Genomic DNA, 26,059 nt, shown 5'->3' on the forward strand with positions numbered 1-26,059 from the left:
GCGCGGGGCGCTCACACACCAGCGCCCCGCGCGGCGTCGCATCCGTCGCACTCGTCACCAGGAGCGTGCGACCGCGCGCAGGCCGACGAGCCACCGCGAAACGGTCGTACGACAACGAAAGACTCGGAGGACCTGCGGTGCACGAACTGCCGCAACAGCTGGTCAACGGCCTGCTATTGGGATCCATGTACGGCCTCATCGCCATCGGCTACACAATGGTCTACGGCATCGTCCAGCTCATCAACTTCGCCCACGGCGAGATCTTCATGACCGGCGGATTCGGTGCCCTCACGGTCTGGCTCTGGCTCCCCGACGGCACCAGCATGTGGGCAGCCGTCCCCCTCATGCTGATAGGCGCCATCTTCGTCTCCACCACCATCGCCGTCGGCGCGGAACGCTTCGCCTACCGCCCCCTGCGCGAAGCACCACGCCTCGCCCCGCTCATCACCGCCATCGGCCTCTCCCTCGCCCTCCAGCAAGCCGTCTGGGCCTGGTACCCCGAGGCGAAATCGGCCCGCTCCTTCCCCGAACTCCCCGGCGGCTCCATCCACATCGGCTCCGTCACCATGCAACCCGGCGACATCTTCCTCCTCGTCGCCGCACCCATCTGCATGGTCGCCCTCGGCTACTTCGTCATGAAGACCCGCATCGGCCGCGGCATGCAAGCCACCGCACAAGACCCCGACACCGCCAAACTCATGGGCATCAACACCGACCGCGTCATCGTCGTCGCCTTCGCCATCGGCGCCGCCTTCGCCGGCATCGCCGCCGTCGCCCGCGGCCTCAAATACGGCCAGATCGACTTCCGCATGGGCTTCATCCTCGGCCTCAAAGCCTTCACCGCCGCCGTCCTCGGCGGCATCGGCAACATCTACGGCGCCATGATCGGCGGCGTCGTCCTCGGCCTCGCCGAATCCATGGCCACCGCCTACATCAACGACGTCCCCGGCATGGACAAACTCGGCGGCCAGTCCTGGGCCGACGTCTGGGCCTTCGTACTCCTCATCATCGTCCTCCTCGTCAGGCCCCAAGGCCTACTCGGCGAGCGCGTCGCGGACAGGGCGTGACCACCATGACCACACACACCACACCGGCCGACGCCCCTCACCCGCAGAACCCGGCCAAAGAGGCACCCGACACCGGACTCATCCCCCTCCCCACCGGCCCCGCCCGCGCACTCGCCACCGGCGGCGGCGCCCTCACCGTCATCTCCGCGTTCCTCGCCTGGACCTGGACCTCCGCATTCCCCGGCGACCTCACCGTCTACGGCTACCCCGGCGGCCTCCAATGGCTCGTCCTCATAGCCGGCGCCCTCACCACCCTCTACGGACTCGCCTCCTACGGCACCAAAGGCCTGCGCGCCCTCGCCCCCGCCGGAGCCGACGCCGCCCTCAAATACGCCGCACTCGCCGCCTTCGCCACCGCCTGGTACACGCTCTTCGCCATAGCCAAGAAACTCGGCGGACTCGCCAACCTCGAACCCGGCGGCTGGATCGTCGCCATCGCCACCCTCGCCGCATTCACCGGCGCCCTCGCCCTCCCCTTCAAACGACCCCACACCTACCCGGTCGACGAAGAAGACAGCACCTGGGAACAGTACAAACACCGCGCCCGCAACAGCCGCATCATCATCAAGGGCGCCTTCGCCGCAGACACCCCGGCCCCGCCCCGCAAGCTCAACTCATACCTCGAAATCCTCATCATCATCGCGGCCCTCGCCACCGGCCTGCTCGTCTTCACCTACGGCATCGGCACCGAATACGACGAACTCTTCATCGGCTTCCTCATCACCGTCGGCTTCGGCTTCGCCGCACTCACCAAAGCAGGACTCGTCGCACAGATCTCCACCTACACCGCACGCCACCGCAACATCACCCTCATCGGCGCCTTCCTCGCAGCCGCCGCATTCCCCTTCACCCAAAGCGACGACCAATACGCCACCATCGGCGTCTACATCCTCATCTTCGCCACCGTCGCCCTCGGACTGAACATCGTCGTCGGACTCGCAGGACTCCTCGACCTCGGATACGTCGCCTTCCTCGGCGTCGGCGCCTACGCCGCATCCATGGTCTCCGGAAGCCCCTCCTCCCCCTTCGACATCCACCTCCCCTTCTGGGGCGCCATCCTCGTCGGCGCCGGCGCCTCCCTCGTCTTCGGCGTCCTCATCGGCGCCCCCACCCTCCGCCTGCGCGGCGACTACCTCGCCATCGTCACCCTCGGATTCGGCGAGATCTTCCGCCTCGCCGCCAACAACAGCGACGGCTCCTCAGGACCCGACATCACCAACGGATCCAACGGAATCTCCTCCATCCCCAACCTCAAAATCCTCGGCTTCGACTTCGGCGTGGAACACAGCATCCTCGGCCAGACCATCGGCCGCTTCGCCAACTACTTCTTCCTGATGCTGCTCATCACCCTCGTCGTCGTCCTCGTATTCCGACGCAGCGGAGACAGCCGCATCGGCCGCGCCTGGGTCGCCATCCGCGAAGACGAGACCGCCGCACTCGCCATGGGCATCAACGGCTTCCGCGTCAAACTCATCGCCTTCGCCCTCGGCGCATCCCTCGCAGGCCTCGCGGGCACCGTCCAGGCCCACGTCACCTACACCGTCACCCCCGAGCAGTACCAATTCGCCAACTCCGTGCCACCCAACTCCGCCTTCCTCCTCGCCGCCGTCGTCCTCGGCGGCATGGGAACCATCAGCGGACCCCTCGTCGGCGCCTCACTGCTCTACCTCATCCCCAACAAACTCCAATTCCTCGGCGACTACCAGCTGTTCGCCTTCGGACTCGCCCTCGCACTCCTCATGCGATTCCGCCCCGAAGGCCTCATCCCCAACCGCCGCCGCCAACTCGAATTCCACGAGGCCGAACTCGAACCCGGCGAGACGCCGCCGCCCGCGGCCCTCAGCAAGACGGGGGTCTGACCCATGACCACGGACACCACCAAAAAGGACCCCACCCCGGCCCCCCGAGCCGGCGAGACCGTCCTCGACGCCCGCGGCGTCACCATGCGCTTCGGCGGCCTCACCGCCGTACGCTCCGTCGACCTCACCGTCAACACCGGCGAAATCGTCGGCCTCATCGGACCCAACGGCGCAGGCAAAACCACCTTCTTCAACTGCCTCACCGGCCTCTACATCCCCACCGAAGGCGAAGTCCGCTACAAAGGACACATCCTCCCCGCCAAATCCTTCAAAGTCACCGCCGCAGGAATCGCCCGCACCTTCCAGAACATCCGCCTCTTCGCCAACATGACGGTCCTCGAAAACGTCCTCGTCGGCCGCCACACCCGCACAAAAGAAGGCCTCTGGTCGGCACTCCTGCGCGGCCCAGGATTCCACAAGGCGGAAGCCGCATCCAAAGCCCGCGCCATGGAACTCCTCGAATTCGTCGGCCTCGCCGCAAAAGCAGAACACCTCTCGCGCAACCTCCCCTACGGCGAACAACGCAAACTGGAAATCGCGCGAGCCCTCGCCAGCGAACCGGGCCTCCTCCTCCTCGACGAGCCCACCGCCGGCATGAACCCCCAAGAAACCCGCACCACCGAAGAACTTGTCTTCGCCATCCGCGACATGGGCATCGCCGTCCTCGTCATCGAGCACGACATGCGCTTCATCTTCAACCTCTGCGACCGCGTCGCCGTCCTCGTCCAAGGCGAGAAACTCGTCGAAGGCACCAGCGAAACCGTGCAACAGGACGACCGCGTCATCGCCGCATACCTCGGCGAACCCTTCGAGGAGAACAACTCATGACCACGCTCCTCGAGGTCGAGGACCTCCGCGTCGCCTACGGCAAGATCGAAGCCGTCAAAGGGATCTCCTTCAAAGTCGAAGCAGGCGAAGTCGTCACCCTCATCGGCACCAACGGCGCGGGCAAGACCACCACACTGCGCACCCTGTCCGGGCTACTGAAGCCCGTCGGCGGCTCCATCAAGTTCAACGGCAAGCCCCTGCGCAAATACCGCGCCGACCAAATCGTCGCCCAAGGCCTCGCCCACTCCCCCGAAGGCCGCCACATCTTCCCCCGCATGACCATCGAGAACAACCTCCGCCTCGGCGCCTACCTCCGCACCGACAAAGCAGGCATCGAAAAGGACATCAAGCGGGCATACGAACTCTTCCCCATCCTCGGCGAACGCAAGAAGCAAGCCGCAGGCACCCTCTCCGGCGGCGAACAACAAATGCTCGCCATGGGCCGCGCCCTCATGTCCCAGCCGAAACTGCTCATGCTCGACGAACCCTCCATGGGCCTCTCCCCGATCATGATGCAGAAAATCATGGCGACCATCGCCGAACTCAAGGCAAACGGCACGACGATCCTCCTCGTCGAACAGAACGCCCAGGCCGCGCTCTCCCTCGCCGACCACGGCCACGTCATGGAAGTCGGCAGGATCGTCCTCTCCGGAACCGGCGGCGACCTCCTCCACGACGAGTCCGTGCGAAAGGCGTACCTGGGCGAGGACTGAACGCCTGCCCCGCATACGACGAGGCCCGCACCCCGAGCCGGGGGTGCGGGCCTCGTCGTACGTACTCCGGACTGGGGTCCTAGCCCTTGGACGCCTTCTTCTCCTCGGCGTCCTCGATGACCGCCTCCGCGACCTGCTGCATCGAAAGACGACGGTCCATCGACGTCTTCTGGATCCACCGGAACGCGGCGGGCTCCGTCAGGCCGTACTCCGTCTGCAGGATCGACTTCGCCCGGTCCACCAGCTTCCGCGTCTCCAGGCGCTGGGAGAGGTCGGCGACCTCCTTCTCCAGCGTCTTCAGCTCCGTGAAGCGCGAGACAGCCATCTCGATCGCCGGGACGACGTCCGTCTTGCTGAAGGGCTTCACGAGATACGCCATCGCGCCCGCGTCCCGCGCGCGCTCGACGAGATCGCGCTGCGAGAACGCGGTCAGCATGAGCACCGGGGCGATGGACTCCTCCGCGATCTTCTCCGCCGCGGAGATGCCGTCCATGACGGGCATCTTCACGTCAAGGATCACCAGGTCGGGCCTGTGCTCACGGGCCAGCTCGACGGCGGTCTGCCCGTCGCCGGCCTCGCCCACGACGCTGTAGCCCTCTTCCTCGAGCATCTCTTTGAGGTCGAGCCGGATCAGGGCCTCGTCCTCGGCGATGACGACGCGGGTCGTCAGCGGAGGCACGTGCGACTTGTCGTCGTCGGACGCGTCGGTGGGCTGGGGCGACTCGGGGGCGGTCACGGGGGGCTCCTAGATCAGGGCAGGGGTGCAGCTCCCAAGAGCCTACCTAGCTGCGGTATGGTGGGTGGGCAGCGGGTCAGGGTAAACCTTTAATTCGCTGGGCCCCGGTAGTCCAATTGGCAGCAGACGAAGGTCTCAAACACCTTACAGTGTGGGTTCGAGTCCCACCCGGGGCACTTTTCCTTAATCTCCAAGGTCACCATCTGCAAGCGGATGTTCTCGTTCCCGTGAACATCCGCTTTTTGCTGTGCTCCGAGGCCCGGAGCTCCGCACAGTGAGCTCATGTACGACATGGGCACACGCAAGCGGGCCATGGTGCTGATCGGCCAAGGCCGCAGTCTGAACTCCGTCAGCAAAGAGACCGGCGTATCCAGAGCCGCCATCCGTTCCTGGCAGACGCGCATCGAGCCACTCGTCCACGGCCGCGCCGACCCGTGCCCTCGATGCGCGGACAGGCCGCACGCTCCCGAGAACTCCGCCGCGTACTCGTACCTGCTGGGGCTCTATCTCGGCGACGGCTGCATCAGCCTCCAGCGGCGCGGTGTCCATTCCCTGCGGATCGCCTGTGCCGATGCTTGGCCCGGCCTCATCGAAGCCTGCGCCGCAGCCATCTCGGCCGTACGCCCGAACAACAAGGTGTGCCGGGTCCAGAGCGTCGGCTGCCAGTACGTCACTTCCTTCAGCAAACACTGGCCGTGCCTATTCCCGCAGCACGGGCCCGGTAAGAAGCATCACCGCACCATCGCCCTCGAACCCTGGCAACAGGAGATCGTCGACGCCCATCCCTGGGCGTTCATCCGGGGGCTCATCCACTCCGACGGCTGCCGCATCACCAACTGGACGACCCGCATCGTCAGCGGCGTACGCAAGCGCTACGAATACCCCCGGTACTTCTTCACCAACAAGTCGGACGACATCAGGGAACTCTTCACCGACACCCTCGACAAGCTCGGCGTCAGCTGGACGCACTGCACCCGCCACGGCAACCCGTGCAACATCTCCGTGGCCCGTAAGGACGACGTCGCCCTCATGGACACCCACATCGGCCCGAAGTACTGACGCCTACTCCGGGCTGTCGTCCTCGCCGATGTGGTGAATGCGGACCAGGTTCGTCGAACCGGGGACGCCCGGCGGGGAGCCCGCCGTGATGACCACCGTGTCGCCCTTGTCGCAGCGGCCGCTCTTGAGCAGCAGTTCGTCGACCTGCTCGACCATCGCGTCGGTGGAGTCGACGTGCGGGCCAAGGAGGGTTTCCACGCCCCACGTGAGGTTGAGCTGGGAGCGGGTCGCCTTGTCGGGGGTGAAGGCGAGGAGCGGGATGGGTGAGCGGTAGCGGGAGAGGCGGCGGACGGTGTCGCCGGACTGGGTGAAGGCGACGAGGAATTTGGCGCCGAGGAAGTCGCCCATTTCGGCGGCGGCGCGGGCGACGGCGCCGCCTTGGGTGCGGGGTTTGCTGCGTTCGGTGAGCGGCGGCAGGCCCTTCGCGAGGATGTCTTCCTCGGCAGCTTCGACGATGCGGCCCATCGTTTTGACGGTCTCGATGGGGTATTTGCCGACACTGGTCTCGCCGGAGAGCATGACGGCGTCGGTGCCGTCGATGACGGCGTTGGCGACGTCGCTCGCTTCGGCCCTGGTGGGGCGGGAGTTGTCGATCATCGAGTCGAGCATCTGGGTGGCGACGATGACGGGTTTGGCGTTGCGTTTGGCGAGTTTGATGGCGCGCTTCTGGACGATGGGGACTTGTTCCAGGGGCATTTCGACGCCGAGGTCGCCGCGGGCGACCATGATGCCATCGAAGGCGGCGACGATGTCTTCGATGTTGTCGACGGCTTGGGGCTTTTCGACTTTGGCGATGACGGGGAGGCGGCGGCCTTCTTCGTCCATGATGCGGTGGACGTCTTCGATGTCGCGTCCGCTGCGTACGAAGGAGAGGGCGATGATGTCGAGGCCTGAACGCAGGGCCCAGCGGAGGTCTGCTTCGTCCTTGTCGCTGAGGGCGGGGACGGAGACGGCGACGCCGGGGAGGTTGAGGCCTTTGTGGTCGGAGACCATGCCGCCTTCGATGACGGATGTGGTGACGCGGGGGCCGATGACGGAGGTGACTTCGAGGGTGACCTTGCCGTCGTCGACGAGGATGCGTTCGCCGGTGGTGACGTCGTCGGCGAGGCCGTCGTAGGTGGTGCCGCAGTGTTGGCGGTCGCCCTCTATGCCGGCTTCGACGGAGATGGTGAACTCGTCGCCGCGTTCGAGGAGTACGGGTCCTTCGCTGAAGCGGCCGAGGCGGATCTTCGGGCCTTGAAGGTCGGCGAGGATGCCGACGCTGCGTCCGGTCTCCTCGGAGGCCTTTCGCACGCGCTGGTAGCGCTCCTCGTGTTCGGCGTGGGTGCCGTGGCTGAGGTTGAAGCGGGCGACGTCCATTCCGGCTTCGACCAGTGCCTTGATCTGGTCGTACGAGTCGGTGGCGGGTCCCAGGGTGCAGACGATTTTTGCTCGGCGCATGGTTCGAGCCTAGGGCTTACCGGCGGGTAGAGAATTGGTCGGGGGTGACTACTCAACAACCTTTGCGTGAAGGGGTGTTGACAAGTGTTGAATTGTGCGGGGAGCCGCTCCGATGAGCGGCTCCGTTGTATTACCAGCGGGTGATGTGGTCGAGGTGGGTGTCGAGTTCGGCGAGGCCGGGGTGGGCGAGGATCTTTTCCAGGGTGCGTTGGCGGATCTCGGTGGCGTAGGCGTCGGTGATCTCTTGTGGTGTGACGGCGAGGGTGTGGGCGAGTGCGGTCGTCTGTTCGGGGGTGAGTCCCGTGTCGAGGGCGACGGCGGCGGTGACGACGATGCGGATGTGCGCTTCGACGTCGTCGGTGTCGTATCCGGCGAGTCGGTAGTGGCGTAGCAGCCAGCGGGCGAAGGAGCCCCTGTCGTGGTGGTCAGTCATGTTGCTGGATCCAGCGGGCGGCGAGGCTGGCGAGGCCGGTGCCGAGGCCGTAGCAGGTGCCGCGCAGGAGGTGGGTGGCGGCGTCTTTGCGGCGGCTCTTGGCCGGTGGTGCGCTGGTGGCGGGTGCGGGCTTCGGCTTAGGCTGCGGCATGGGTGGTCCTCCTGGGGGCGTGCCTGTTGGGGAGCCTGTCGGCGGTCGGTGGCGTAGGAACCGGGACCGCTTGGCAGGCTCTTTGTGGTTGGCGGGGGGTGTGGTTGGTGGGGTGTGGTCGGCGGGGTGCGGTCGGTGGGGTCAGTGCTGTTGGGCGCAGTGCTGGAGGCGGTCGGCGATTTCGCGTTCGGGGCGGCAGACGAGGACGGGTTCGGTGTCGTCGCGGGCGGCGAGGCGGGCCACTTCGGCGGTGATGCCGGGTTCGCGGGTGCCGTGGGCCAAGTGGTCGGTGAGGGTGTCGTCGTGGCAGTGCTGGAGCTGGCCGAGCCAGTGGGTGGCTTCGGGGTTTTCTCCGCGTCCGAGGTGGTGGAGGTAGAGGCAGTGGACGGCGGTGCGGTTTCCGGCGCCTGCGGCGAGTTGCCACCAGAACTGGGCGCTTTCGGGGTGGTCGGCGAGGTGGAGCATGCAGGCGAATACGTGTGCGCCGCCGATGTCGAGGTCTTTGAGTGGTGTGCGGTTGCCGTCGGGGCCGTCTTCGCCGATTTCTTGTGCGAGGCGTTCGATGTGGATGGCCGCGCCGGTCTGGTCGAGTGTGCCGCGGACCACTGCGGTGAGTTGGCGGCGGGCTCGTGCGACGGGTGGCATTTCTCTGGTCTGGGGTATGTAGCCGGCGTCTTCGGCGAGGCGGCGGAGTCCGGCTGCTACGTCGAACGGGCGCCGTCGGGTGCGTAGTTCCGTGCCGACCTGTGCCAGTAGTGTCTCCATCTTTGTCATTCCCGGTCCCCCTGGGTCTTGATGTGTGAGGCCACGGCGGGCTCCAGCCGCTCCTTCGCCTTGCGGCAGTGGTAGTCGACGGTGCTGGGCGTGACGCCCATGTATCCGCTGATCCTGTTGGTGTCGTACTGCAGGACGTAGCGCAGGACGATGACGTCGAACTGGCGTGGCGGCAGGTTGCTCATGGCCCGGAAGAGGCCGATGTCGCTGGGCAGCAGGGCCAGGCGCTTGCGGAAGGCTCTGAGGGTCTGTGACATGACGACCCGTCGGAGGATCGCCCACGTCTGCTGTTGTACGTCGCTCTCTTCGATCAGTGCGTTCCAGTGCTGCAGGATTTCCAGGAACGCGCGGTGCACCGCGTCTTCGGCAGCGCCGTTGGTGCCGAGTCGCAGCAACGCGTAGGCGTGAAACGCTTCCTGGTTGGTCAGGTAGAGCGTTTCGAATTCCAGCGGCAGTGGCAGCACGGACTCGGCTACTGGGCTGCTGCCGTCCTCCGCGTGGACATCTTCGGGCATGAGTCCTCTTCATGGAGGGCTTGAAGCGAAGGGCGACCGTCAACTCTTGTCCCGTCGCCCACTGGTGAGGGTTACTCAACCGCTCGAAGTGGGCGAACACGCATGCGTGGAGGAGCGAATATTACGTAGTGATCATTGAACGCTGCACAACGTCACCACATACTCGTGGGTAACGGAGCGTGACCATGGGGTTCGCCGTTGCGCATGGTGCAAGGTCTACGCCAATATCAGCGGCGTGTGTGGCTCAAGTCACACGCGAGGGCGATGTGCGCGATGGCCCCGCAGACACGTACGGGTGACTTTGTCCGAACACAGCCCACCCGAACATCAGGTCGACCGGTGGCGTCAACCGGGCACATTCACCGTCTGCGTGCCGACGACCGACAGCAGCCGCATCGCCTCTTCCGACGGCGAGCCGGGCGCTGCGGTGTAGACGACTACACGCTGGTCCCGGTCGGTGATGTCCAGGACGTCGCAGCGCAGGGTGACCGGGCCGACGAGGGGGTGCTCGAAGGTCTTGCACAGGGTGGGCCGGTCGGTGACGTCGTGGGCGGCCCAGAGGTGGGCGAACTCCTCGCTGCCGTTGAGGAGTTCCTCGACGAGACCGGTCACTTCCGGATCGTCGGGGTAGCGGGCGGCGGCGGTGCGCAGGTGCTGGGCGGAGGTCCGGGCGAACTCGTCCGCGTCGGTGACGCCGTACAGCCGCCGGCCGTGCCGGTAGGGGGCGAGGAAGGTGCGACGGATGAGGTTGCGGGCCGGCCGCGGCAGGGCGGAGAAGTCCTCCATGAGGGCGGTGGCCAGCGGGTTCCAGGCGATGACCTCGTACGTGGCGGACAGGACGACCGCCGCGGCCCCGGGCAGCCTGTCCAGCAGCTCGACGATGCTCTGCCGTACTTCTCGGGAGGGTCCTGGCGGCGGTCCTGGCGGGAGTCCTGCCAGGTGGTGGAGGTGGTCGCGTTCGACGTCCGAGAGGCGCAGGGCGCGGGTGACGTGGGCGAGGACTTCGCGGGAGGGGTGCGGGGCGCGGGCCTGTTCCAGGCGGGTGTAGTACTCGGTGGAGATGTAGGCCAGCTGTGCCACTTCTTCGCGGCGCAGGCCGGGGGTGCGGCGGCGCGGTCCGGCGGGCAGTCCCACGTCGGCGGGGGTGATCCGCTCCCGTCGGCTGCGCAGGAAATCGCCGAGTTCTCGTTGCTGACGTCGTTCCACGTGACCAGTGTGGACGAGCTGACCTGCGTGGACCTGCGCCGGGGCGGGCTCAGCCAGGTACTGCTGGTGCCTGGATGAGGTGGGTGGCGGGGCGCAGGCTCGGTCCATGAACGACACGAGGAACAACACGAGCAACAGCACATCGCTCACATCTGCGCCGGTTCCGTCCGATCCGGGTGCCGGTCTGCTCGCCGGCAAGGTCGCTTTCGTCACGGGTGCCGGTCGTGGCATCGGTGCGGCGGCGGCGCGGCTGTTCGCCGGGGAGGGTGCGCGGGTGCTCCTGGCGGCGCGTACGGAGGGTCAGCTCGCCGCGGTGGCGGAGGAGATCCGGGCGGGCGGGGGCAGCGCGGAGTATGTGGTGTGCGATCTGGCCGATCCGGTGAGTGTGCGGGCGGCGGTGGAGCGTTGTGTGGAGGTGTACGGCCGGTTGGACGTGGCATTCAACAATGGTGCGACGGGGCAGCCGCCGGGGCCGATGGATCAGTTGTCGGAGGCCGATTTCGACCGTGTCTACGCCGTCAATGTGAAGGGGCCGTGGTGGGCGATGGCGGCGCAGGTCGCGGCCATGCGTGCGACGTCCGGGCGCGGGGCCATCGTCAACACGTCCAGTGTCGGCGCTCTGACGGCCAATCCGCAGTTGCCCGCGTACGGGGCGGCGAAGCGGGCGCTGAACAGTCTGACGGCGTCGGCGGCCGCGACGTACGGCCCCGAGGGCATCCGGGTCAACGCGGTGGCGCCCGGGACGACGCTCACCGAGATGCTGTTGGAGTGGGACGAGCGGTCGCCGGGCACCATCGATCAGCTCAATGCCCGGACGCCGTTGGGTCGTGCCGCCGCTCCGCGGGAGATCGCGGAGGCCGCCGCGTGGCTGCTGAGCGACCGTGCTTCCTATGTCACGGGCGCGGTGCTGCCGGTCGACGGCGGCATGCTGGCCTGAGCGGGGCGGGGCCCACCGGCTACCGCAGGTCCGGGGGAACCATGGTGAACCGCGCGTTGACCTGGGCGTAGACGTGCTGGCGCTGGGGTTCGAGGTCCAGGGGGGCGGCGTTCTCGGGGAGGTCGGGGGCGCCGCCGTAGGCGATGGAGCGCATGGCGCCGGCGGGGCTGCCGTAGCCGTATGCGGGGGTGGGGTTGTCGGCGCCGATGTCGGCGAGTTCGGTGAGGGCGGCGAGGTTGGTGCCGAGGGCTTCGGCGTATTCGCGGGCGCGCTGGACCGCTTCGCGGACGGCTTGCCGGCGGGCCTGGCTGTGGGTGGGTGAGTCGGGGCGCAGGGCCCACCAGGGGCCTTCGACGCGGGTGAGGTCGAGGTCGGCGATGCGGGTGGTGAGTTCGCCGAGGGCGGTGAAGTCGGTGAGTTCGGCGGTGGTGTGGACGCGGCCGTGGTAGGCGCGGACGCGTTCGCCTCGGCCGTGTCTGGTGAGTTCGGGGCTGATGGAGAAGGCGCCGGTCTCCAGTTTTTCGACGGTGTCGCCGTAGGCCTTGATGAGGTCGAGGACGGCGGCGTTGCGTCGGGTGAGGTCGTTCAGGGCGTCGCGGCGGTCGGTGCCGCGGGCGTTGACGGTGATGCTGATGCGGGCGATCTCGGGGTCGACTTCGAGGTGGGCTTCGCCGCGGACGGCGAGTCGGGGGGCGTCGGGGGTGCCGTGGGGGGTGGGTGCGGTGTCCATGCGGTCACTCTCGCACCGGGTGGGCGCACCGGACAGTCACCGGATCGAAACCTGGAAGGTCTGTTGCGGGCCGGGTGGCCGGGGTCAGAATCTACGCGCGTTACATCGGTCGACTGAGGAGTACGGAAATGCCGCTGAACCGCCGGAAGTTCCTGGGTACGTCTGCTGCCACGGGTGTGGGGTTGGCGGTGACGGGCGCGGCCGTGGCACCGGCCGCGGAGGCCGGTGAGTCGCGCAAGGGCGGGCGGCGCGAGAAGCGGTACTCGTTCACCGTGCTGGGGACGACGGATCTGCACGGCAATGTCTTCAACTGGGACTACTTCACGGACAAGGAGTTCGACGACAAGGACCACAACGATGTGGGCCTGGCGAAGATCTCGACGCTGGTGAATCAGGTCCGGAAGGAGAAGGGTCGCCGCAACACCCTTCTCATCGACGCGGGCGACACGATTCAGGGCACGCAGCTCTCGTACTACTACGCGAAGGTCGATCCGATCACCGCCGAGCACGGTCCGGTGCATCCGATGGCGCAGGCGATGAACGCGATCGGGTACGACGCGGCGGCGCTCGGCAATCACGAGTTCAACTACGGCATTCCGGTGCTGCGCAAGTTCGAGGAGCAGTGCGACTTTCCGCTGCTCGGTGCGAACGCGCTGGACGCGAGGACGGCGAAGCCCGCTTTCCCGCCGTACTTCATGAAGCGTCTGCGTACGCCGCACGGCCGGGAGGTGAAGGTGGCGGTGCTGGGTCTGACCAATCCGGGCATCGCGATCTGGGACAAGGCGAATGTGCAGGGGAAGATGGTGTTCCCGGGCCTTGAGGAGCAGGCGGCGAAGTGGGTGCCGAAGCTGCGGTCGATGGGTGCGGATGTGGTGATCGTGTCGGCGCACTCGGGTTCCAGCGGCACGTCGTCGTACGGTGATCAGTTGCCGTACGTCGAGAACGCGGCCGGTCTGGTGGCGGAGCAGGTGCCGGGGATCGACGCGATTCTGGTCGGGCACGCGCACACGGAGATTCCCGAGTACTTCGTGGAGAACAAGAAGACGGGGAAGAAGGTCGTCCTTTCCGAGCCGTTGAAGTGGGGGCAGCGCCTCACGCTGTTCGACTTCGATCTGGTGTGGGCGAAGGGCCGCTGGACGGTGGAGCGGGCCGGTGCGAAGGTTCTGAACTCCAACACGGCGGCCGAGGACAAGAAGATCACACGGCTGCTGGCGGACGAGCACAAGAAGGTCGTCGCGTACGTGAATCAGGTGATCGGCACGTCGACGGCGGCGATGAGCACGGCCGAGGGCCCGTACAAGGATGTCGCCATCATCGATCTGATCAATCTGGTGCAGACGGAGACGGTGGCGGCGGCGCTGAAGGGTGGCGCGTATGCGGCGCTGCCGGTGCTTTCGCAGGGTTCGTGCTTCTCGCGCACGGCGCGGATCCCGGCGGGCGATGTGACGATCAAGGACGCGGCGGGGCTCTATCCGTTCGAGAACACGCTGGAGGCGCGGCTGCTCACGGGCGCGCAGCTCAAGGATTATCTGGAGTTCTCGGCGCGGTACTACGTGCGTACTCCTGCCGGTGGTCCGGTCGACCCCGAGAAGCTCACGAACGCCGACAACATCCCGGACTACAACTATGACGCGGTGCGGGGCGTGACGTACGAGGTGGACATCGCGAAGCCGGTGGGGTCGCGGATCGTCAAGCTGGCGTTCGAGGGCAAGGAGATCGATCCGAAGGCGGAGTTCGTGCTCGCGGTGAACAACTACCGGGCGAGCGGGGGCGGGAATTTCCCGCACATCGCGGGCGCCAAGCAGTTGTGGGCGAATTCCGAGGAGATCCGGAACACGATCATCGGCTGGGTGAAGGCGAAGGGCACGGTCGACCCGGGTCGGTTCGCGTCGGTGGACTGGAAGCTGACCCGGGACGGCACGCCGGTGTTCTAGGCCGTCACGGCTGCTGGATTCCCAGGGTGGCCAGGTCGACGGCGTCGGCGAGTGCCTGGGCGCCCGCGTCGTTGACGTGCAGGCCGTCGCCGCTGTCGTAGTCGTCGTGGATCCTGTCGGGGTCGGCGGGGTCCGCGACGGCGGCGGCGAAGTCGGCGTAGGCGTCGAAGGGGCTGTTCCCGCTGCGGATCCAGTCGTTGACCTCGCGTGCGACGGCGACGCCTTCGGGGGTGGAGTAGCCCTCGTAGACCGTGTCCTTGTAGGGGCCGACGGTGGTGATGGTGGCGGTGAGGCCTGCCGCGTGGAGGCGGTCGGCGAGGGCGGTGAAGCCGGCGATGAGGTCGGCGGCGGTGGGGGTGGGTGCGGGGTCGGGGTAGGCCTCCTGGCCGGGTATGCCGAGGTCGTTGAGGCCGAAGTGGACCAGGACGTGGGTGACGCCGGGCACGTCGAGGACGTCGCGGCGCAGTCGGGCCAGGGCGTGTTCGCCGACCTCGTCGGTGAGCAGCCGGTTGGCGGACAGACCTTGGTTCACGACCCAGCCGGTGCTTCCCGCGGCGCGCAGCCGGTCGTTGAGGAGGTCGGGGAAGCGGTGGTCGGTGTCGGGGGTGGTGCCGGTGCCTTCGAACCAGGAGTCTCCGAAGGCGACGGTGATGGGGGTGCGGGTGGGGGCGAGGACGTCGGCGCCGCTGATGAAGTGGCGGGTGGCGAGTTCCTCCAGGCCTTCGGTGCCGTGGAGGGTGGGCGCGGTGAGGGCGTTGCCGGGTACGGCGTAGCCGGTGCGCAGGGGGACGGCCGAGTAGGTGGAGAGGCCGGTGTCGTCGGGCAGCCAGAGGGTGAGGGCGAGTTCGTCGCCGGCCCGCACGGTCTGCTCGACGGGGTCGCTGACGGCGTCCTCGCCGACGGGGACGGTGAAGTCCTCGGCGCCGCCGAAGCGGACCGGCGTATCGCTGTCCGCGTCGATGCCGCTTCCTTCGGTGCGTCTGGCGAGGCGGGCGCCGCCGATGTGGAGGGGTTCCTTGCCGTAGCGGTTGCTGAGGTGGACGCGGACGGCGGTGCCGCCGCCGTCGAGCCGGATGATCTGGCGGAGTGTGTGGCCGGCGAAGCCGCGTCGTTCGAAGAGTTCGATGCTTTCGTGGGAGCTGACGACGGCGGAGCGGAAGGCTGCGGTCCAGGAGGCTGTGGTGTCGGTGGTCATGATCGTCTGAACCGGGCGGGCGGGACGGGTATTTCGCGGCGGGGCGTTTTTCTCGCAGGAATATTCGGCGGCGTGTGGGCGCTTGGGCGGGGACAATTCGCCCCATGGATACGGTAATTGCCGCCGCTCTCGAACCGGTGCTCCGTGATCTGTCGGCGACGTGCGCGGTGCGCCCCGTCGTCCGGGAGGAGCGGGATCCGCAGTTCGGGGAGTACGTCGCGCTGTACGGGCCGGACGGTTCGGGCGCGGGTCTTGTCGTGCGCTTCGGCGCCGAGGGGGCCGGGGATATGACACAGGCTCTGACGGCGGAGTTCGCGGATCAGGCGTCGGACTGGGCGGTCGAGGCGCTGTGCGCGGAGCTGGCGCCCGCCGTGTGGCCGGAGTGCCCGGCGCACCCGGACACGCATCCGCTGGCGGCCGGGGTGGTGGCGGGCGTCGCGGTGTGGTCGTGTCCGAGGTCGGGCGGGGTGGTGGCGCGGGTCGGAGAGCTGGCGGCGGGGGATGTCAGCTCTTGAGACGTACGAGGTTTCCGCGCTGTTCGCCGATGCGGCCCGCGGTGCCGGTACGGCGTTCGGAGCTCTGGAGGCCGAAGGTGGTGAACGCGGTGCGGTCGGGCAGCGGGTAGGGGGCGTCGTCCGAGAGGGAGTTGAGGATGGTGGCGCTGCGCCAGGCGGCGAGGCCGAGATCGGGGGCGCCGACGCCGTGGGTGTGGCGTTCGCCGTTCTGTACGTAGACCGATCCGGTGACGGACGGGTCGAGGACGAGGCGGTACTGCTCGTCGATGCGGGGGCGGGCCGATGAGTCCCTGCGGATGTAGGGGTCGAGGCCGGCGAGGAGCTGGTCCAGGGGGCGCTCGCGGTAGCCGGTGGCGAGGACTACGGCGTCGGTGGTGAGCCGGGAGCGGGTGCCCTGTTGCAGGTGTTCGAGGTGGAGTTCGACGCGGGTGGTGGCGACGCGGCCCGCGGTGCGTACGCGGACGCCGGGGGTGAGGACGGCGTCGGGCCAGCCGCCGTGCAGGGTGCGGCGGTAGAGCTCGTCGTGGATGGCGGCGATGGTGTCGGCGTCGATGCCTTTGTGGAGCTGCCACTGGTGCGGGACGAGGCCGTCGCGGACGGCTTCGGGCAGGGCGTGGAAGTAGCGGGTGTAGTCGGGCGTGAAGTGTTCCAGGCCGAGTTTGGAGTACTCCATGGGTGCGAAGGCCTCGGTGCGGGCGAGCCAGTGGATCTTCTCCTGTCCCGCGGGGCGGGCGCGAAGCAGGTCGAGGAAGATCTCGGCGCCGGACTGCCCTGAGCCGATGACGGTGATGTGTTCGGCACTGAGCAGCAGGTCGCGGTGGTGGAGGTAGTCCGCGGAGTGGATGACGGGGGCGGTGGGGGCTTCGGTGAGGGGTTTGAGGGGTTCGGGGATGTGGGGGGCGGTGCCGATGCCGAGGGCGATGTTCTTGGTGTAGGTGCGTCCGAGGGCTTCGGCTTCGCCGTCGGTGTCGAGCTGGGTGAAGTCGACTTCGAAGAGGCCGCGTTCGGGGTTCCAGCGGACGGCGTCGATCTGGTGTCCGAAGTGGAGTCCGGTGAGGTTCTCGCTGACCCAGCGGCAGTACGCGTCGTATTCGGCGCGCTGGATGTGGAAGCGCTCGGCGAAGTAGAAGGGGAAGAGCCGCTCGCGGGTCTTGAGGTAGTTGAGGAAGGACCAGGGGTTCGCGGGGTCGGCGAGGGTCACGAGGTCGGCGAGGAAGGGGACTTGGAGGGTGGCGCCGTCGATGAGGAGTCCGGGGTGCCAGTGGAATTCGGGGCGCTGTTCGTAGAAGGCGGTGTCGAGTTCGCCGAGGGGCTGGGCGAGGGCGGCGAGGGAGAGGTTGAACGGGCCGATGCCGATGCCGACCAGGTCGCGGGGGTCTTCGGGGGTGGTGAGCGGCCGGGGGCGGGGGTGGTCGGGTGTGCCGGTCATCGGGGGGTGGTTCCTTCCACGTGGTCGGGGGCGGGCGCGGCGGTGGGTGCGGTGTCGGGTTCTTCGACGAGCTTGAGGAGTGCGGCGAGGTCGCCGGGCCGGGTGTGGGGGTTGAGGAGGGTGGCCTTGAGCCATCGGCGGCCGTCGAGGTCGGCGCGGCCGAGTACGGCGGTGCCTTCGGTGAGCAGCCGTCTGCGTACGTGGGCGATGTGGTCGTCGGTGGCGTTCGTGGGGCGGAACAGGACGGTGCTGATGGCGGGGGTGTCGTAGAGCTCGAAGGCGGGGTGGGCGTCGATGAGGGCGGCGAACTCGGCCGCCCGGTCGCAGACCTGGTCGACTAGGGCGCCGAGTCCGGTGCGGCCGAGGGCCTTGAGGGTGACGGCGATCTTGAGCACGTCGGGGCGCCGGGTGGTGCGCAGGGAGCGGCCGAGGAGGTCGGGGAGTCCCGCTTCGGTGTCGTCGTCGGCGTTGAGGTAGTCGGCGCGGTGGGCGAGGGCGTGCAGGTCGCGGGGGTCGCGGGCGGCGAGGAGGCCGGCGGCGGCGGGTTGCCAGCCGAGTTTGTGCAGGTCGAGGGCGACGGTGTCGGCGCGGTTGAGGCCGCGCAGCTGTTCCTTGCGGGTGTCGCTGAAGAGGAGTCCTCCGCCGTACGCGGCGTCGATGTGGAGTCGGGCGCCGTGGGCGGCGCACAGGTCGGCGATCTCGTCGAGGGGGTCGATGAGTCCGGCGTCGGTGGTGCCCGCGGTGGCGGCGACGAGGAAGGTGCCCGGTGGGCCGCCGAGTTCGGTGAGGGCTTCGTCGAGGGCGGCGGGGTCGAGGGTGCCCGCGGGGGCGGGTACGACGACGGGGTCGGGGAGGCCGAGGAGCCAGGCGGCGCGGGCGAGGGAGTGGTGGGCGTTCTCGCCGGTGAGGAGGCGCAGGGGGCCGTGGCTTGTGGGGCTTTCGCGGGCGAGGAGGAGGGCGAGCTGGTTGGCCTCGGTGCCGCCGGTGGTGACGAGGGCGTCGCCGCCGTCGTGGATCTCGGCGGCCAGGGCGCGGGTGACGAGGGCTTCGAGCGCGGTCGCGGCGGGTGCCTGGTCCCAGGAGTCCATGGAGGGGTTGAGGGCGGAGACGGCGAGGTCGGCGGCGGCTGCGACGGCGAGGGGTGGGCAGTGCAGGTGGGCGGCGCAGAGCGGGTCCGCGGGGTCGGCGGCGCCTTCGGCGAGGGTGTGGACGAGGGTGCGCAGGGCCGCCTCGGGTCCCGTGCCGTGTTCGGGGAGGACCGGTTCGGCGGCGGCGCGGACGCGGTCGGCGACGGCTTCGGGGCCGCCGGCGGGGAGGGGGCCTTGGCGGGCGGCCGTGCCGGTGTACAGGCCTTCGAGGGCTGCTGCGAGCAACGGCCGCAGGGCGTCGGGGCCTTGGGCGCCTCCGGCGAGGGGTGGCGGGGTGCTCATGGGCGGTCCTCCGGGTGCGCGCGTACAGGGGCACCAGCCTGTACGTCGCGCGGCCCGGTGCGCCTGGATACCGGCGCGAGGGAACCCGAAAGTGGTATTGCCGTACGGAGGAAACGTGTGGGGGCGGGGCGGGGTGCTAGGGCGGGCCCCGCTGGGGCGTGTTGGTACGGGCGCGCCTTTGGATGGTCAGGAGCGGAAGGCGTCCTTGTGGTCGGCCGTCCATTCCTCGAAGGTGCGGGCCGGCGTGCCGGTGACGGCCTTGACGGTGGTGGTGATCTCCGGTTCGGTGCCGACCGCGTCGCCGAAGGAGCGCAGGAGGGCGGGGAGCATGTGGGGCGGTACGTGCGGGAAGAGGTCGGGCCCCACGTCCTCTGGGGGTACGTCGACGAAGCGCAGGGTGCGGCCGAGGGCGGCGCCGATGGTGTGGACCTGCTCCTCGGTGGTGACCGGGGCGGGGCCGGTGAGGCGGTGGACGGCGCCGCGGTGGCCTTCGTCGAGGAGGGCGCGGGCGGCGACGGCGGCGATGTCGGCCTCGTGGATGGGGGCGGTCACGGCGTCCGGGAAGGGGCCGCGAACGGTGTCGCCGGTGCGGATCTGGGGCGCCCACTGGAACGCGTTGGTGGCGAAGGCGTTGGGGCGCAGGAACGTCCAGTCGAGGCCGCTGTCGCGTACGTGCTCTTCCAGTCGGGCGTGCTGGACGTGGATGGGGTGGGTGGTGTCGGCGCCGTCCTGGATGATGCCCGAGGAGAGGACGGCGACGTGCCGGACGCCCTGTGCGCGGGCCGTTTGGAGGAGGGCCGCGGTGTGTTCGCCCATGGCTCGTGCGTGCAGGAAGAGGCCGGTCGCGCCGTCGAACAGGGCACGGAGTTCGGCGGGTTCGGGCAGGTCGCCGGTGAGGTCGAGGCGGGCGGTGTGCGCTTCGGCGGGCAGGTCCGCGCGCCGCGGGTCGCGGCTGAGGGCGCGTACGGGGACGCGTTCGGCGATGAGCTGGGTGACGAGGGCGCTGCCCACGTTTCCGGTGGCACCGGTCACGACGATCACGGGGTGGCTCCTTGCTGGTGCGGCCCGGCCGGTCTGCTCCGGTCCTGGTGCCGGGGGCCGGTCGGGCGGGTCCTGAGCGGCTTCCGTTTCACCCTAGGCCGGGTCCGCGGGGTCCCGGATCGTCGTAGGGGACCAGTCGCAGGGGACCAGGGGGCGTAGGCATCAGGTCCTACGCCCCCCCGTCCGCCTCCGTCAGCCCTTCTCCGCCCCTTGCCGTACGCGCAGTGCCCGTGCCAGGTCGTCGAGCTGGTCGACGAGCTTGCGGCGCAGGGCGGGGGTGGGGTCGGCGTCGCGCAGGCACCGTTCGCCGAGCCGGAGCGTCTCGGCGTCGACGAAGGGCAGCGGGAAGGCGTAGCGGCCCGCCGCCTCGGCCATGGCGGGTCCGCGGCGGGCGGCGAGGGCGACCGCGTCCTCGAAGTAGCGCGGGACGTACTCCGTTACGAGGTCGGCCTGTTCGGGCTGCCAGAAGCCCTGGGCGGTGGCGGTGAAGAGGTAGTTCGACAGCTCGTCGGTGGCGAACATGGCCTCCCAGGCGGCCCGTTTGGCCGCCGCGTCGGGCAGCGCGGCCCGGCAGCGTGCCGCGCCCTCGCGGCCGGTGGCGCTCGGGTCGCGCTCCAGCTCGGCCGCGATGGCGGCCTCGTCGGTCGCGTCGAGCGCGGCGAGCCGGCCGAGGGCCCGCCAGCGCAGCTCCGGGTCGAGCTCGGGGCCGCCGGGTACGGTGCCCTCGCTCAGCCAGGCCTGAAGGGGCGCCGCCTGGGTGGCGACGTCGATGGCGCCGCGGACCGCGGTCAGGCGCAGGCCGGGGTTGGAGCCGTCCTCGGTGCGGCGGATCAGGTCGCGGCAGAGTTCGCCGAGGAGGGTGAGGGCGGCGGGCCGTTGCCCGGGGGTGGCGAAGCGGTGGGCGATGTGGGTGGTGGCGAAGGCGAGGACGCCCTGGACGATGGCGAGGTCGCTCTCCTCGGGCAGGTGCGCGCGGGCGGCCTCCAGGTAGGCGGCGCTTTCGAGTTCGCCGTCGCGGACCATGTCGCGCAGGCTGTTCCACAGGACGGCGCGGGTGAGCGCGTCCGGGACGCCGGAGAGGCTCCGCAGGACGGTTTCCCGGGAGGTCTCGTCGAGGCGGATCTTGGCGAAGGTGAGGTCCTGGTCGTTGAGGACGATGAGGGCGGGGCGCCCGCCGTCGCGCGGGGTGGCGTCGGTGGCCGGGATGTCCGTCTCGAAGCGTTCGCGCAGGACCAGGGAGCGGCCGTCCGCGAGGTCGCGGTCGTAGACGCCGACGGCGATGCGGTGGGGGCGGCCGCCGCCGTGGCCGGGGCCCGCGTCATGGCTCGGGCCGCCGTCGCGGTCGACGGTGAGCGTCCACTCACGGCCGCTGTGGGAGACCTTCGGGGTGAGGGTGTCGACGCCGGTGGTGCGCAGCCACGCCTCGGCCCAGCCGTGCACGTCGCGGTCGGTGGCGTGGGCGAGGGAGTCGATGAAGTCGGCGAGGGTGGCGTTGGCGAACTTGTGCCGCGCGAAGTGGATGTTGATGCCCGCCAGGAAGTCCTTCTCGCCGAGCCAGGCGACGAGCTGGCGCAGGGCGCTTGCTCCCTTGGCGTACGAGATGCCGTCGAAGTTGAGCAGTGCGGACGCGGTGTCGGGCACGGCGTCGGGGTCGGGGGCGACGGGGTGGGTGGAGGGGCGTTGGTCGGCGTCGTATCCCCAGGATTTGCGGGCGACGCCGAAGTCGGTCCAGGGGTCGGTGAAGCAGGTGGCTTCGGCGGTGGTCTGGAACCCCATGTACTCGGCGAAGGACTCGTTCAGCCAGATGTCGTCCCACCAGGTGAGGGTCACGAGGTCGCCGAACCACATGTGGGCCATCTCGTGGGCGATGACCATGGCGCGGGTCTGCCGCTCGGTGTCGGTGACGGCGGAGCGGTAGATGAACTCGTCGCGGAAGGTGACGAGGCCGGGGTTCTCCATGGCGCCCGCGTTGAACTCGGGGACGAACGCCTGGTCGTAGGAGTCGAAGGGGTAGGGCTCGTCGAACTTCTCGTGGTAGCGGTCGTAGCAGGCGCGGGTGACGTCGAGGATCTCCTCGGCGTCGGCGTCCATGAAGGGGGCGAGGGAGCGCCGGCAGTGGATGCCGAAGGGCAGTCCGCGGTGTTCGGTGCGCACCGAGTGCCAGGGGCCCGCGGCGACGGCGACGAGGTAGGTGGAAATGGGCGGGGTGGCCGCGGCCTGCCACGTCCCGCCACCGAGGTGGTCGGTGACGCCGTTGGCGAGGACGGTCCAGCCCTCGGGGGCGGTGGCGGAGAACTCGAAGACGGCCTTCAGGTCGGGCTGGTCGAAGGCGGCGAAGACGCGCTGCACGTCCTCCATGAAGAGCTGCGTGTAGACGTACGTCTCGCCGTCGGTGGGGTCGGTGAAGCGGTGCATGCCCTCGCCGGTACGGGAGTAGCGCATCGCGGCGTCCACGCGCAGCTCGTGCTCGCCCGCGGTGAGCCCGTCGAGCGCGAGCCGGTTGTCGGCCAGGCCCGCCGGGTCGACGGGCCGCCCGTCGAGGGTGACGGAGCGCAGCTCGGCGGGCTTGAGCTCGACGAAGGTGGCGCCGTCGGCGCGGGCGCTGAACCGGATGACGGTCCGGGAGTCGAAGGTGTCGCGGGCGGGATCGGCCGCCCGGCTCAGATCGAGCTCGACGGTGTACCGGTGGACGTCGATGAGCTGGGCACGGGTCTGCGCTTCGTCGCGCGTCAGTACGGGCATGGGGTCATGCTGCCTGATGGCGGGCGGGTCGGTGCAGGGGCGTGGGGTGGGGACGGATCAGTCCGTGGTCGGCGTCGTCGCCGGAGCCGTCCCGTCGCCGCTCACGGGCCCCTCCGCGATCTGCTCGTGGTGTCTGATCACTTCGGCGATGATGAAGTTGAGCAGCTTCTCGGCGAAGGCCGGGTCGAGCTTCGCGTTCTCGGCCAGTTGGCGCAGGCGGGCGATCTGGCGGGCCTCGCGGGTGGGGTCGGCGGGCGGCAGGTGGTGCTGGGCCTTGAGGTGGCCGACCTGCTGGGTGCACTTGAAGCGTTCGGCGAGCATGTGGACGACGGCGGCGTCGATGTTGTCGATGCTGTCGCGCAGCCGGGACAGCTCGGCGCGCACCGTCTCGTCCGCGACCGCGGGCGTGCCGTCACTGTTCTCGTCACTGGTGTGGCTGGTGGTCATGGGCCACGAGCCTACGTTGCCGGTGCGGGCCCGCCATCGGCGCAGGAGCGCAGGATCGGCGGGTGGTCGGGGTCGGGTATCTGCTGGGACCAGCCGCCGGGTACGGCCCTGCCCTGCTGGTCGCGGAAGCGGACGGGCGCCGTGCCGACCCGGCGGGTGAAGAGGCGGGAGAAGTACGCGGGGTCGTCGTAGCCGACGCGGCGGGCGACGGCGGCGACGGGGAGCTCGGTGGCGGCGAGGAGTTCCTTGGCGCGGCCGAGGCGGATGCCGAGGAGGTAGTCCTTGGGGCTGCAGCCGGCGCCGCGCCGCACTGCGGTGCGCAGTTCGGCGGGGGTCATGCCGTGCCGGGCCGCGTGCTCGGCGACGGACAGGGGCTGGAAGGCGTCGCGGGCCAGGGCCTGGAGCACGGGGTCGCCGTCGGGGGCGATGTCGGCGCGGGCGCGGCGCAGCGCGACGAGGAGTTCGTGGACGGCGGCGCCGGTCTCGACCTCCAGGAGGGGGTTGCCGCGGCGGGCCGCGCGGGCGATGCGGGCGACGGCGGCGCGGGCGCCGGCCGCGTCGGAGAGCGGTACGACGGGCCGGGTGGGTTCGATGTAGCCGAGTTCGGTGTACGTGTCGGTGGCGGGGCCCGTGAAGTCGACGAAGCACTCGTCCCAGCCGGTCTCGGGGTCGGGCCCGTAGTGGTGGCGCGTGCCCGGGGTGAGCCAGATCAGGGCGGGCGCGGTGACGGTGGTCCGGCGCCCGTCGGCGCCGCGGAACCAGCCGCCGCCCGCGCTGATGACGACGGCGACGTGGTGGTCGAGGGTGCGCGGGCCCACGGTCGGCAGGAGGCCGTGCTGCAGGCCGACGCCGAGGCAGGCGAGGCCGAGCCGGTGGTGGGCCGGGCTCGGGGTGAAATACCGCATCCAGGTGTGGTACATCCGCGTGCGTCCCTTCCGGTGCGGGCCGGGGCCCGGCCCGCTCGGTGCGTCGCCGGACGCGTTCGTCCTGTCTCGTTGCGTCCAACCGGACCCGATCTTTGTCCATGGACCCTGCCGCCCGCCAGGGGCAATCGTGGGCGGGCGGTACGTGAGCGAGAGGACGCGATGAACGGGTTCAGGGTCGGCGAGGACGATTTCGAGCTGGACGGGCGGCCGGTGCGGCTGCTCTCCGGGGCGCTGCACTACTTCCGGGTGCACGAGGCGCAGTGGGGCCATCGTCTGGCGATGCTGCGGGCGATGGGCCTCAACTGCGTGGAGACGTACGTGCCGTGGAACCTGCACGAGCCGCGCCCCGGTGACAGCCGTGACGTCGGGGCCGTCGGCCGGTTCCTGGACGCGGCGCGCGAGGCGGGGCTCTGGGCGATCGTCCGGCCAGGGCCCTACATCTGCGCGGAGTGGGAGAACGGCGGCCTGCCGCACTGGCTGACCGGTGCGGTGGGGGCACGCGCGCGTACCCGTGACGAGGAGTATCTGGGGCACGTGTCGCGGTGGTTCCGCCTGCTGCTGCGGGAGATCGTGCCGCGCCAGCACGGCGGTGCGGGCGGCGGCCCGGTGATCATGGTGCAGGTCGAGAACGAGTACGGCAGCTACGGCTCGGACCAGGTGTACCTGCGCCACCTGGCCGGCCTGCTGCGCGCCGAGGGCGTCACGGTCCCCCTGTTCACCTCGGACGGCCCCGAGGACCACATGCTGACCGGCGGGTCGGTCCCGGGCGTCCTCGCGACGGCCAACTTCGGCTCGGGCGCCCGGGCGGGCTTCGGCACGCTGCGCAGGCACCGGCCCAGGGGCCCGTTGATGTGCATGGAGTTCTGGTGCGGCTGGTTCGATCACTGGGGCGCGGAGCATGTCGTGCGGGACGCCGGTGACGCGGCGGCGGCGCTGCGCGAGATCCTGGAGTGCGGGGCGTCGGTGAACCTCTACATGGCGCACGGCGGGACGAACTTCGCGGGCTGGGCGGGCGCCAACCGGGGCGGCGGCGCCCTGCACGACGGCGAGCTGCAGCCCGACGTCACCTCGTACGACTACGACGCGCCGATCGACGAGTTCGGCCGCGCGACGCCCAAGTTCTGGGCCTTCCGTGAGGTTCTCGCGGAGTACGCGTCCGGTCCCCTGCCGGAGCCGCCCCCGCCGCTCCCGGCGCTCGGCGCTCCCGCGTCGGCCGTCCTCACCGACTGGGCCCCCCTGGACACGGTCCTGGACTGGCTGGGCGGCCCCGAGGCGGAGCACGCCGTCCCGCCCACGTTCGAGGAGCTGGACGTGGACCGGGGCCTGGTCCGGTACGCCGTCACGGTGCCGGGGCCGCGCGAACCGTACCCGCTGAGCGTGCGGGGCCTTCGGGACCGGGCGGTGGTGTACGTCGACGGGGAGCGCGCCGGTGTCCTCACCGAGGGCACCCCGGCGTTGAGCACGCCCGTCGCCGGGCACGCGCGCGTGGAGCTGTGGGTGGAGTCCCTGGGGAGGGTCAACTACGGGCCCCGGACGGGCGAGCCGAAGGGCATCACCGGAGGCGTCCTGCACGAACGGCAGTACCTGCACGGGGTGCGGGCACGCGGCCTGCGGCTCGACGCGTTCGACGTGCCGTCGGCGGTACGGGGGGTCCCCTCGGCCGGCCCCGGCGAGGGCCGGCCCGGCCTGTACCGGGGCACGGTCGAGGTCGGCTCCCCCGGCGACGCGTCCCTGGAGCTCCCCGGCTGGACGCGGGGGTTCGTGTGGGTCAACGGCTTCAACCTGGGGCGTTACTGGACGGTGGGCCCGCAGATGTCGCTGTACGTGCCCGGCCCTGTGCTGCGGGACGGGGCGAATGAGGTGTGGGTGCTGGAGTTGGAGGGGGCCGGGGAGCGGGTGGGGCTGGTGTGAGTCGGCGGTGGGGCGGGCTGTCGAGTCAGCCCTCCCCACCC

The 26,059-nt window shown here is 69.7% G+C and carries 24 protein-coding genes and 1 tRNA gene; 10 read left to right on the top strand and 15 right to left on the bottom strand.

All coding sequences use genetic code 11. The features are described 5' to 3' along the window. Positions 1–137 precede the first annotated feature (137 nt). From AC07DI_RS21470 to AC07DI_RS21485, 4 genes are read left to right on the top strand one after another with little or no spacing between them, the layout of a single operon-like run. Positions 138–1,067, top strand: coding sequence for a branched-chain amino acid ABC transporter permease (locus AC07DI_RS21470; RefSeq protein ID WP_470830484.1), 930 nt, complete (start codon positions 138–140; stop codon positions 1,065–1,067). Positions 1,068–1,072: 5 nt separating this feature from the next. Continuing rightward, entirely contained in the window at positions 1,073–2,926 is a 1,854-nt protein-coding gene (locus AC07DI_RS21475) for a branched-chain amino acid ABC transporter permease (RefSeq protein ID WP_478905674.1), read from the top strand. A 3-nt stretch (positions 2,927–2,929) separates the two neighbouring features. Next, positions 2,930–3,754, top strand: coding sequence for an ABC transporter ATP-binding protein (locus tag AC07DI_RS21480; RefSeq protein WP_384255677.1), 825 nt, complete (start codon positions 2,930–2,932; stop codon positions 3,752–3,754). Beyond that, a complete protein-coding gene (locus tag AC07DI_RS21485) occupies positions 3,751–4,467 on the top strand; it encodes an ABC transporter ATP-binding protein (RefSeq protein ID WP_384255680.1) in 717 nt (238 codons plus the stop codon). Before AC07DI_RS21480 ends, AC07DI_RS21485 begins: the two co-directional genes overlap by 4 nt. Before the next feature lie 79 nt (positions 4,468–4,546). Here AC07DI_RS21485 and AC07DI_RS21490 read toward each other — a convergent pair whose 3' ends face one another. After that, positions 4,547–5,203 (bottom strand): ANTAR domain-containing response regulator, encoded by a 657-nt coding sequence (locus AC07DI_RS21490; RefSeq protein WP_478905675.1) that lies wholly within the window; start codon positions 5,201–5,203, stop codon positions 4,547–4,549. 101 nt (positions 5,204–5,304) lie between these two features. Between AC07DI_RS21490 and AC07DI_RS21495 the strand changes: the two genes are divergently transcribed. Together AC07DI_RS21495 and AC07DI_RS21500 are read left to right on the top strand one after the other, a co-directional pair. Beyond that, positions 5,305–5,379, top strand: a tRNA-Leu gene (locus tag AC07DI_RS21495). 106 nt (positions 5,380–5,485) lie between these two features. Then, the gene (locus AC07DI_RS21500; protein ID WP_478905676.1) at positions 5,486–6,262 is read left to right on the top strand and encodes a transcriptional regulator; all 777 of its coding nucleotides are present in this window, start codon (positions 5,486–5,488) and stop codon (positions 6,260–6,262) included. Between the two features lie 3 nt (positions 6,263–6,265). Here AC07DI_RS21500 and pyk read toward each other — a convergent pair whose 3' ends face one another. The 6 genes from pyk to AC07DI_RS21530 all read right to left on the bottom strand — a co-directional run bounded on the left by pyk (position 6,266) and on the right by AC07DI_RS21530 (position 10,781). Continuing rightward, positions 6,266–7,702, bottom strand: a complete 1,437-nt coding sequence (pyk, locus tag AC07DI_RS21505; protein WP_384255689.1) for a pyruvate kinase — start codon at positions 7,700–7,702, stop codon at positions 6,266–6,268. A 130-nt stretch (positions 7,703–7,832) separates the two neighbouring features. After that, positions 7,833–8,135, bottom strand: a complete 303-nt coding sequence (locus tag AC07DI_RS21510) for a hypothetical protein (protein WP_384255691.1) — start codon at positions 8,133–8,135, stop codon at positions 7,833–7,835. Beyond that, positions 8,128–8,286 carry a hypothetical protein gene (locus tag AC07DI_RS21515; RefSeq protein WP_478905677.1) on the bottom strand — a complete coding sequence of 53 codons (159 nt, stop codon included), beginning with the start codon at positions 8,284–8,286 and terminating at the stop codon, positions 8,128–8,130. The genes AC07DI_RS21510 and AC07DI_RS21515 overlap by 8 nt, the downstream gene beginning before the upstream one ends. A 141-nt stretch (positions 8,287–8,427) precedes the next feature. Beyond that, positions 8,428–9,051, bottom strand: a complete 624-nt coding sequence (locus AC07DI_RS21520; protein WP_384255697.1) for a hypothetical protein — start codon at positions 9,049–9,051, stop codon at positions 8,428–8,430. A gap of 5 nt (positions 9,052–9,056) precedes the next feature. Beyond that, positions 9,057–9,575: an RNA polymerase sigma factor gene (locus tag AC07DI_RS21525; RefSeq protein WP_384255700.1), complete on the bottom strand. Its 519-nt coding sequence runs from the start codon at positions 9,573–9,575 to the stop codon at positions 9,057–9,059. 345 nt (positions 9,576–9,920) lie between these two features. Continuing rightward, a complete protein-coding gene (locus AC07DI_RS21530; protein WP_478905678.1) occupies positions 9,921–10,781 on the bottom strand; it encodes a helix-turn-helix transcriptional regulator in 861 nt (286 codons plus the stop codon). A 106-nt stretch (positions 10,782–10,887) separates the two neighbouring features. On the opposite strand from AC07DI_RS21530, the gene AC07DI_RS21535 reads away from it, so the two are divergent. Further along, positions 10,888–11,718, top strand: a complete 831-nt coding sequence (locus AC07DI_RS21535) for an SDR family NAD(P)-dependent oxidoreductase (RefSeq protein ID WP_478905679.1) — start codon at positions 10,888–10,890, stop codon at positions 11,716–11,718. Positions 11,719–11,737: 19 nt separating this feature from the next. On the opposite strand, the gene AC07DI_RS21540 is transcribed toward AC07DI_RS21535, so the two are convergent. Next, entirely contained in the window at positions 11,738–12,448 is a 711-nt protein-coding gene (locus AC07DI_RS21540; RefSeq protein ID WP_478905680.1) for an SIMPL domain-containing protein, read from the bottom strand. Positions 12,449–12,576: 128 nt separating this feature from the next. On the opposite strand from AC07DI_RS21540, the gene AC07DI_RS21545 reads away from it, so the two are divergent. Continuing rightward, positions 12,577–14,382 (top strand): bifunctional metallophosphatase/5'-nucleotidase, encoded by a 1,806-nt coding sequence (locus tag AC07DI_RS21545; protein ID WP_478905681.1) that lies wholly within the window; start codon positions 12,577–12,579, stop codon positions 14,380–14,382. Between the two features lie 4 nt (positions 14,383–14,386). Here the strand turns inward: AC07DI_RS21545 and AC07DI_RS21550 are convergent, their stop codons facing one another. Further along, a complete protein-coding gene (locus AC07DI_RS21550) occupies positions 14,387–15,577 on the bottom strand; it encodes a GDSL-type esterase/lipase family protein (protein WP_478905682.1) in 1,191 nt (396 codons plus the stop codon). A 104-nt stretch (positions 15,578–15,681) separates the two neighbouring features. On the opposite strand from AC07DI_RS21550, the gene AC07DI_RS21555 reads away from it, so the two are divergent. Further along, the gene (locus tag AC07DI_RS21555) at positions 15,682–16,092 is read left to right on the top strand and encodes a hypothetical protein (protein WP_478905683.1); all 411 of its coding nucleotides are present in this window, start codon (positions 15,682–15,684) and stop codon (positions 16,090–16,092) included. Here the strand turns inward: AC07DI_RS21555 and AC07DI_RS21560 are convergent. The 6 genes from AC07DI_RS21560 to AC07DI_RS21585 form a co-directional block, all read right to left on the bottom strand. Next, positions 16,082–17,521, bottom strand: coding sequence for a lysine N(6)-hydroxylase/L-ornithine N(5)-oxygenase family protein (locus AC07DI_RS21560; RefSeq protein WP_478905684.1), 1,440 nt, complete (start codon positions 17,519–17,521; stop codon positions 16,082–16,084). The two genes, AC07DI_RS21555 and AC07DI_RS21560, sit on opposite strands and share 11 nt — an antisense overlap. After that, a complete protein-coding gene (locus tag AC07DI_RS21565; protein WP_478905685.1) occupies positions 17,518–18,951 on the bottom strand; it encodes a pyridoxal phosphate-dependent decarboxylase family protein in 1,434 nt (477 codons plus the stop codon). Before AC07DI_RS21565 ends, AC07DI_RS21560 begins: the two co-directional genes overlap by 4 nt. A 186-nt stretch (positions 18,952–19,137) precedes the next feature. Continuing rightward, a complete protein-coding gene (locus tag AC07DI_RS21570) occupies positions 19,138–19,992 on the bottom strand; it encodes an NAD(P)H-binding protein (RefSeq protein WP_478905686.1) in 855 nt (284 codons plus the stop codon). A 192-nt stretch (positions 19,993–20,184) separates the two neighbouring features. Next, entirely contained in the window at positions 20,185–22,734 is a 2,550-nt protein-coding gene (pepN, locus tag AC07DI_RS21575; RefSeq protein WP_478905687.1) for an aminopeptidase N, read from the bottom strand. A gap of 57 nt (positions 22,735–22,791) precedes the next feature. Further along, the gene (locus AC07DI_RS21580; RefSeq protein WP_384255733.1) at positions 22,792–23,181 is read right to left on the bottom strand and encodes a chorismate mutase; all 390 of its coding nucleotides are present in this window, start codon (positions 23,179–23,181) and stop codon (positions 22,792–22,794) included. Between the two features lie 11 nt (positions 23,182–23,192). Continuing rightward, positions 23,193–24,101: a helix-turn-helix domain-containing protein gene (locus AC07DI_RS21585; protein ID WP_384255736.1), complete on the bottom strand. Its 909-nt coding sequence runs from the start codon at positions 24,099–24,101 to the stop codon at positions 23,193–23,195. 165 nt (positions 24,102–24,266) lie between these two features. Between AC07DI_RS21585 and AC07DI_RS21590 the strand changes: the two genes are divergently transcribed. Beyond that, complete coding sequence (locus AC07DI_RS21590) at positions 24,267–26,018, top strand: beta-galactosidase (RefSeq protein ID WP_478905688.1); 1,752 nt, start codon at positions 24,267–24,269, stop codon at positions 26,016–26,018. Positions 26,019–26,059 lie beyond the last annotated feature (41 nt).

This window comes from Streptomyces sp. NPDC044106 (genome assembly GCF_056433985.1).

Bases quoted from the DNA above. Each gene is read 5' to 3' on its own strand.
- AC07DI_RS21475 (WP_478905674.1), top strand. From the start codon at position 1,073: ATGACCACACACACCACACCGGCCGACGCCCCTCACCCGCAGAACCCG.
- AC07DI_RS21480 (WP_384255677.1), top strand. From the start codon at position 2,930: ATGACCACGGACACCACCAAAAAGGACCCCACCCCGGCCCCCCGAGCC.
- AC07DI_RS21485 (WP_384255680.1), top strand. From the start codon at position 3,751: ATGACCACGCTCCTCGAGGTCGAGGACCTCCGCGTCGCCTACGGCAAG.
- AC07DI_RS21500 (WP_478905676.1), top strand. From the start codon at position 5,486: ATGTACGACATGGGCACACGCAAGCGGGCCATGGTGCTGATCGGCCAA.
- pyk (WP_384255689.1), bottom strand. From the start codon at position 7,702: ATGCGCCGAGCAAAAATCGTCTGCACCCTGGGACCCGCCACCGACTCG.
- AC07DI_RS21510 (WP_384255691.1), bottom strand. From the start codon at position 8,135: ATGACTGACCACCACGACAGGGGCTCCTTCGCCCGCTGGCTGCTACGC.
- AC07DI_RS21515 (WP_478905677.1), bottom strand. From the start codon at position 8,286: ATGCCGCAGCCTAAGCCGAAGCCCGCACCCGCCACCAGCGCACCACCG.
- AC07DI_RS21520 (WP_384255697.1), bottom strand. From the start codon at position 9,051: ATGGAGACACTACTGGCACAGGTCGGCACGGAACTACGCACCCGACGG.
- AC07DI_RS21525 (WP_384255700.1), bottom strand. From the start codon at position 9,575: ATGCCCGAAGATGTCCACGCGGAGGACGGCAGCAGCCCAGTAGCCGAG.
- AC07DI_RS21535 (WP_478905679.1), top strand. From the start codon at position 10,888: ATGAACGACACGAGGAACAACACGAGCAACAGCACATCGCTCACATCT.
- AC07DI_RS21540 (WP_478905680.1), bottom strand. From the start codon at position 12,448: ATGGACACCGCACCCACCCCCCACGGCACCCCCGACGCCCCCCGACTC.
- AC07DI_RS21545 (WP_478905681.1), top strand. From the start codon at position 12,577: ATGCCGCTGAACCGCCGGAAGTTCCTGGGTACGTCTGCTGCCACGGGT.
- AC07DI_RS21550 (WP_478905682.1), bottom strand. From the start codon at position 15,577: ATGACCACCGACACCACAGCCTCCTGGACCGCAGCCTTCCGCTCCGCC.
- AC07DI_RS21555 (WP_478905683.1), top strand. From the start codon at position 15,682: ATGGATACGGTAATTGCCGCCGCTCTCGAACCGGTGCTCCGTGATCTG.
- AC07DI_RS21560 (WP_478905684.1), bottom strand. From the start codon at position 17,521: ATGACCGGCACACCCGACCACCCCCGCCCCCGGCCGCTCACCACCCCC.
- AC07DI_RS21565 (WP_478905685.1), bottom strand. From the start codon at position 18,951: ATGAGCACCCCGCCACCCCTCGCCGGAGGCGCCCAAGGCCCCGACGCC.
- pepN (WP_478905687.1), bottom strand. From the start codon at position 22,734: ATGCCCGTACTGACGCGCGACGAAGCGCAGACCCGTGCCCAGCTCATC.
- AC07DI_RS21580 (WP_384255733.1), bottom strand. From the start codon at position 23,181: ATGACCACCAGCCACACCAGTGACGAGAACAGTGACGGCACGCCCGCG.
- AC07DI_RS21585 (WP_384255736.1), bottom strand. From the start codon at position 24,101: ATGTACCACACCTGGATGCGGTATTTCACCCCGAGCCCGGCCCACCAC.
- AC07DI_RS21590 (WP_478905688.1), top strand. From the start codon at position 24,267: ATGAACGGGTTCAGGGTCGGCGAGGACGATTTCGAGCTGGACGGGCGG.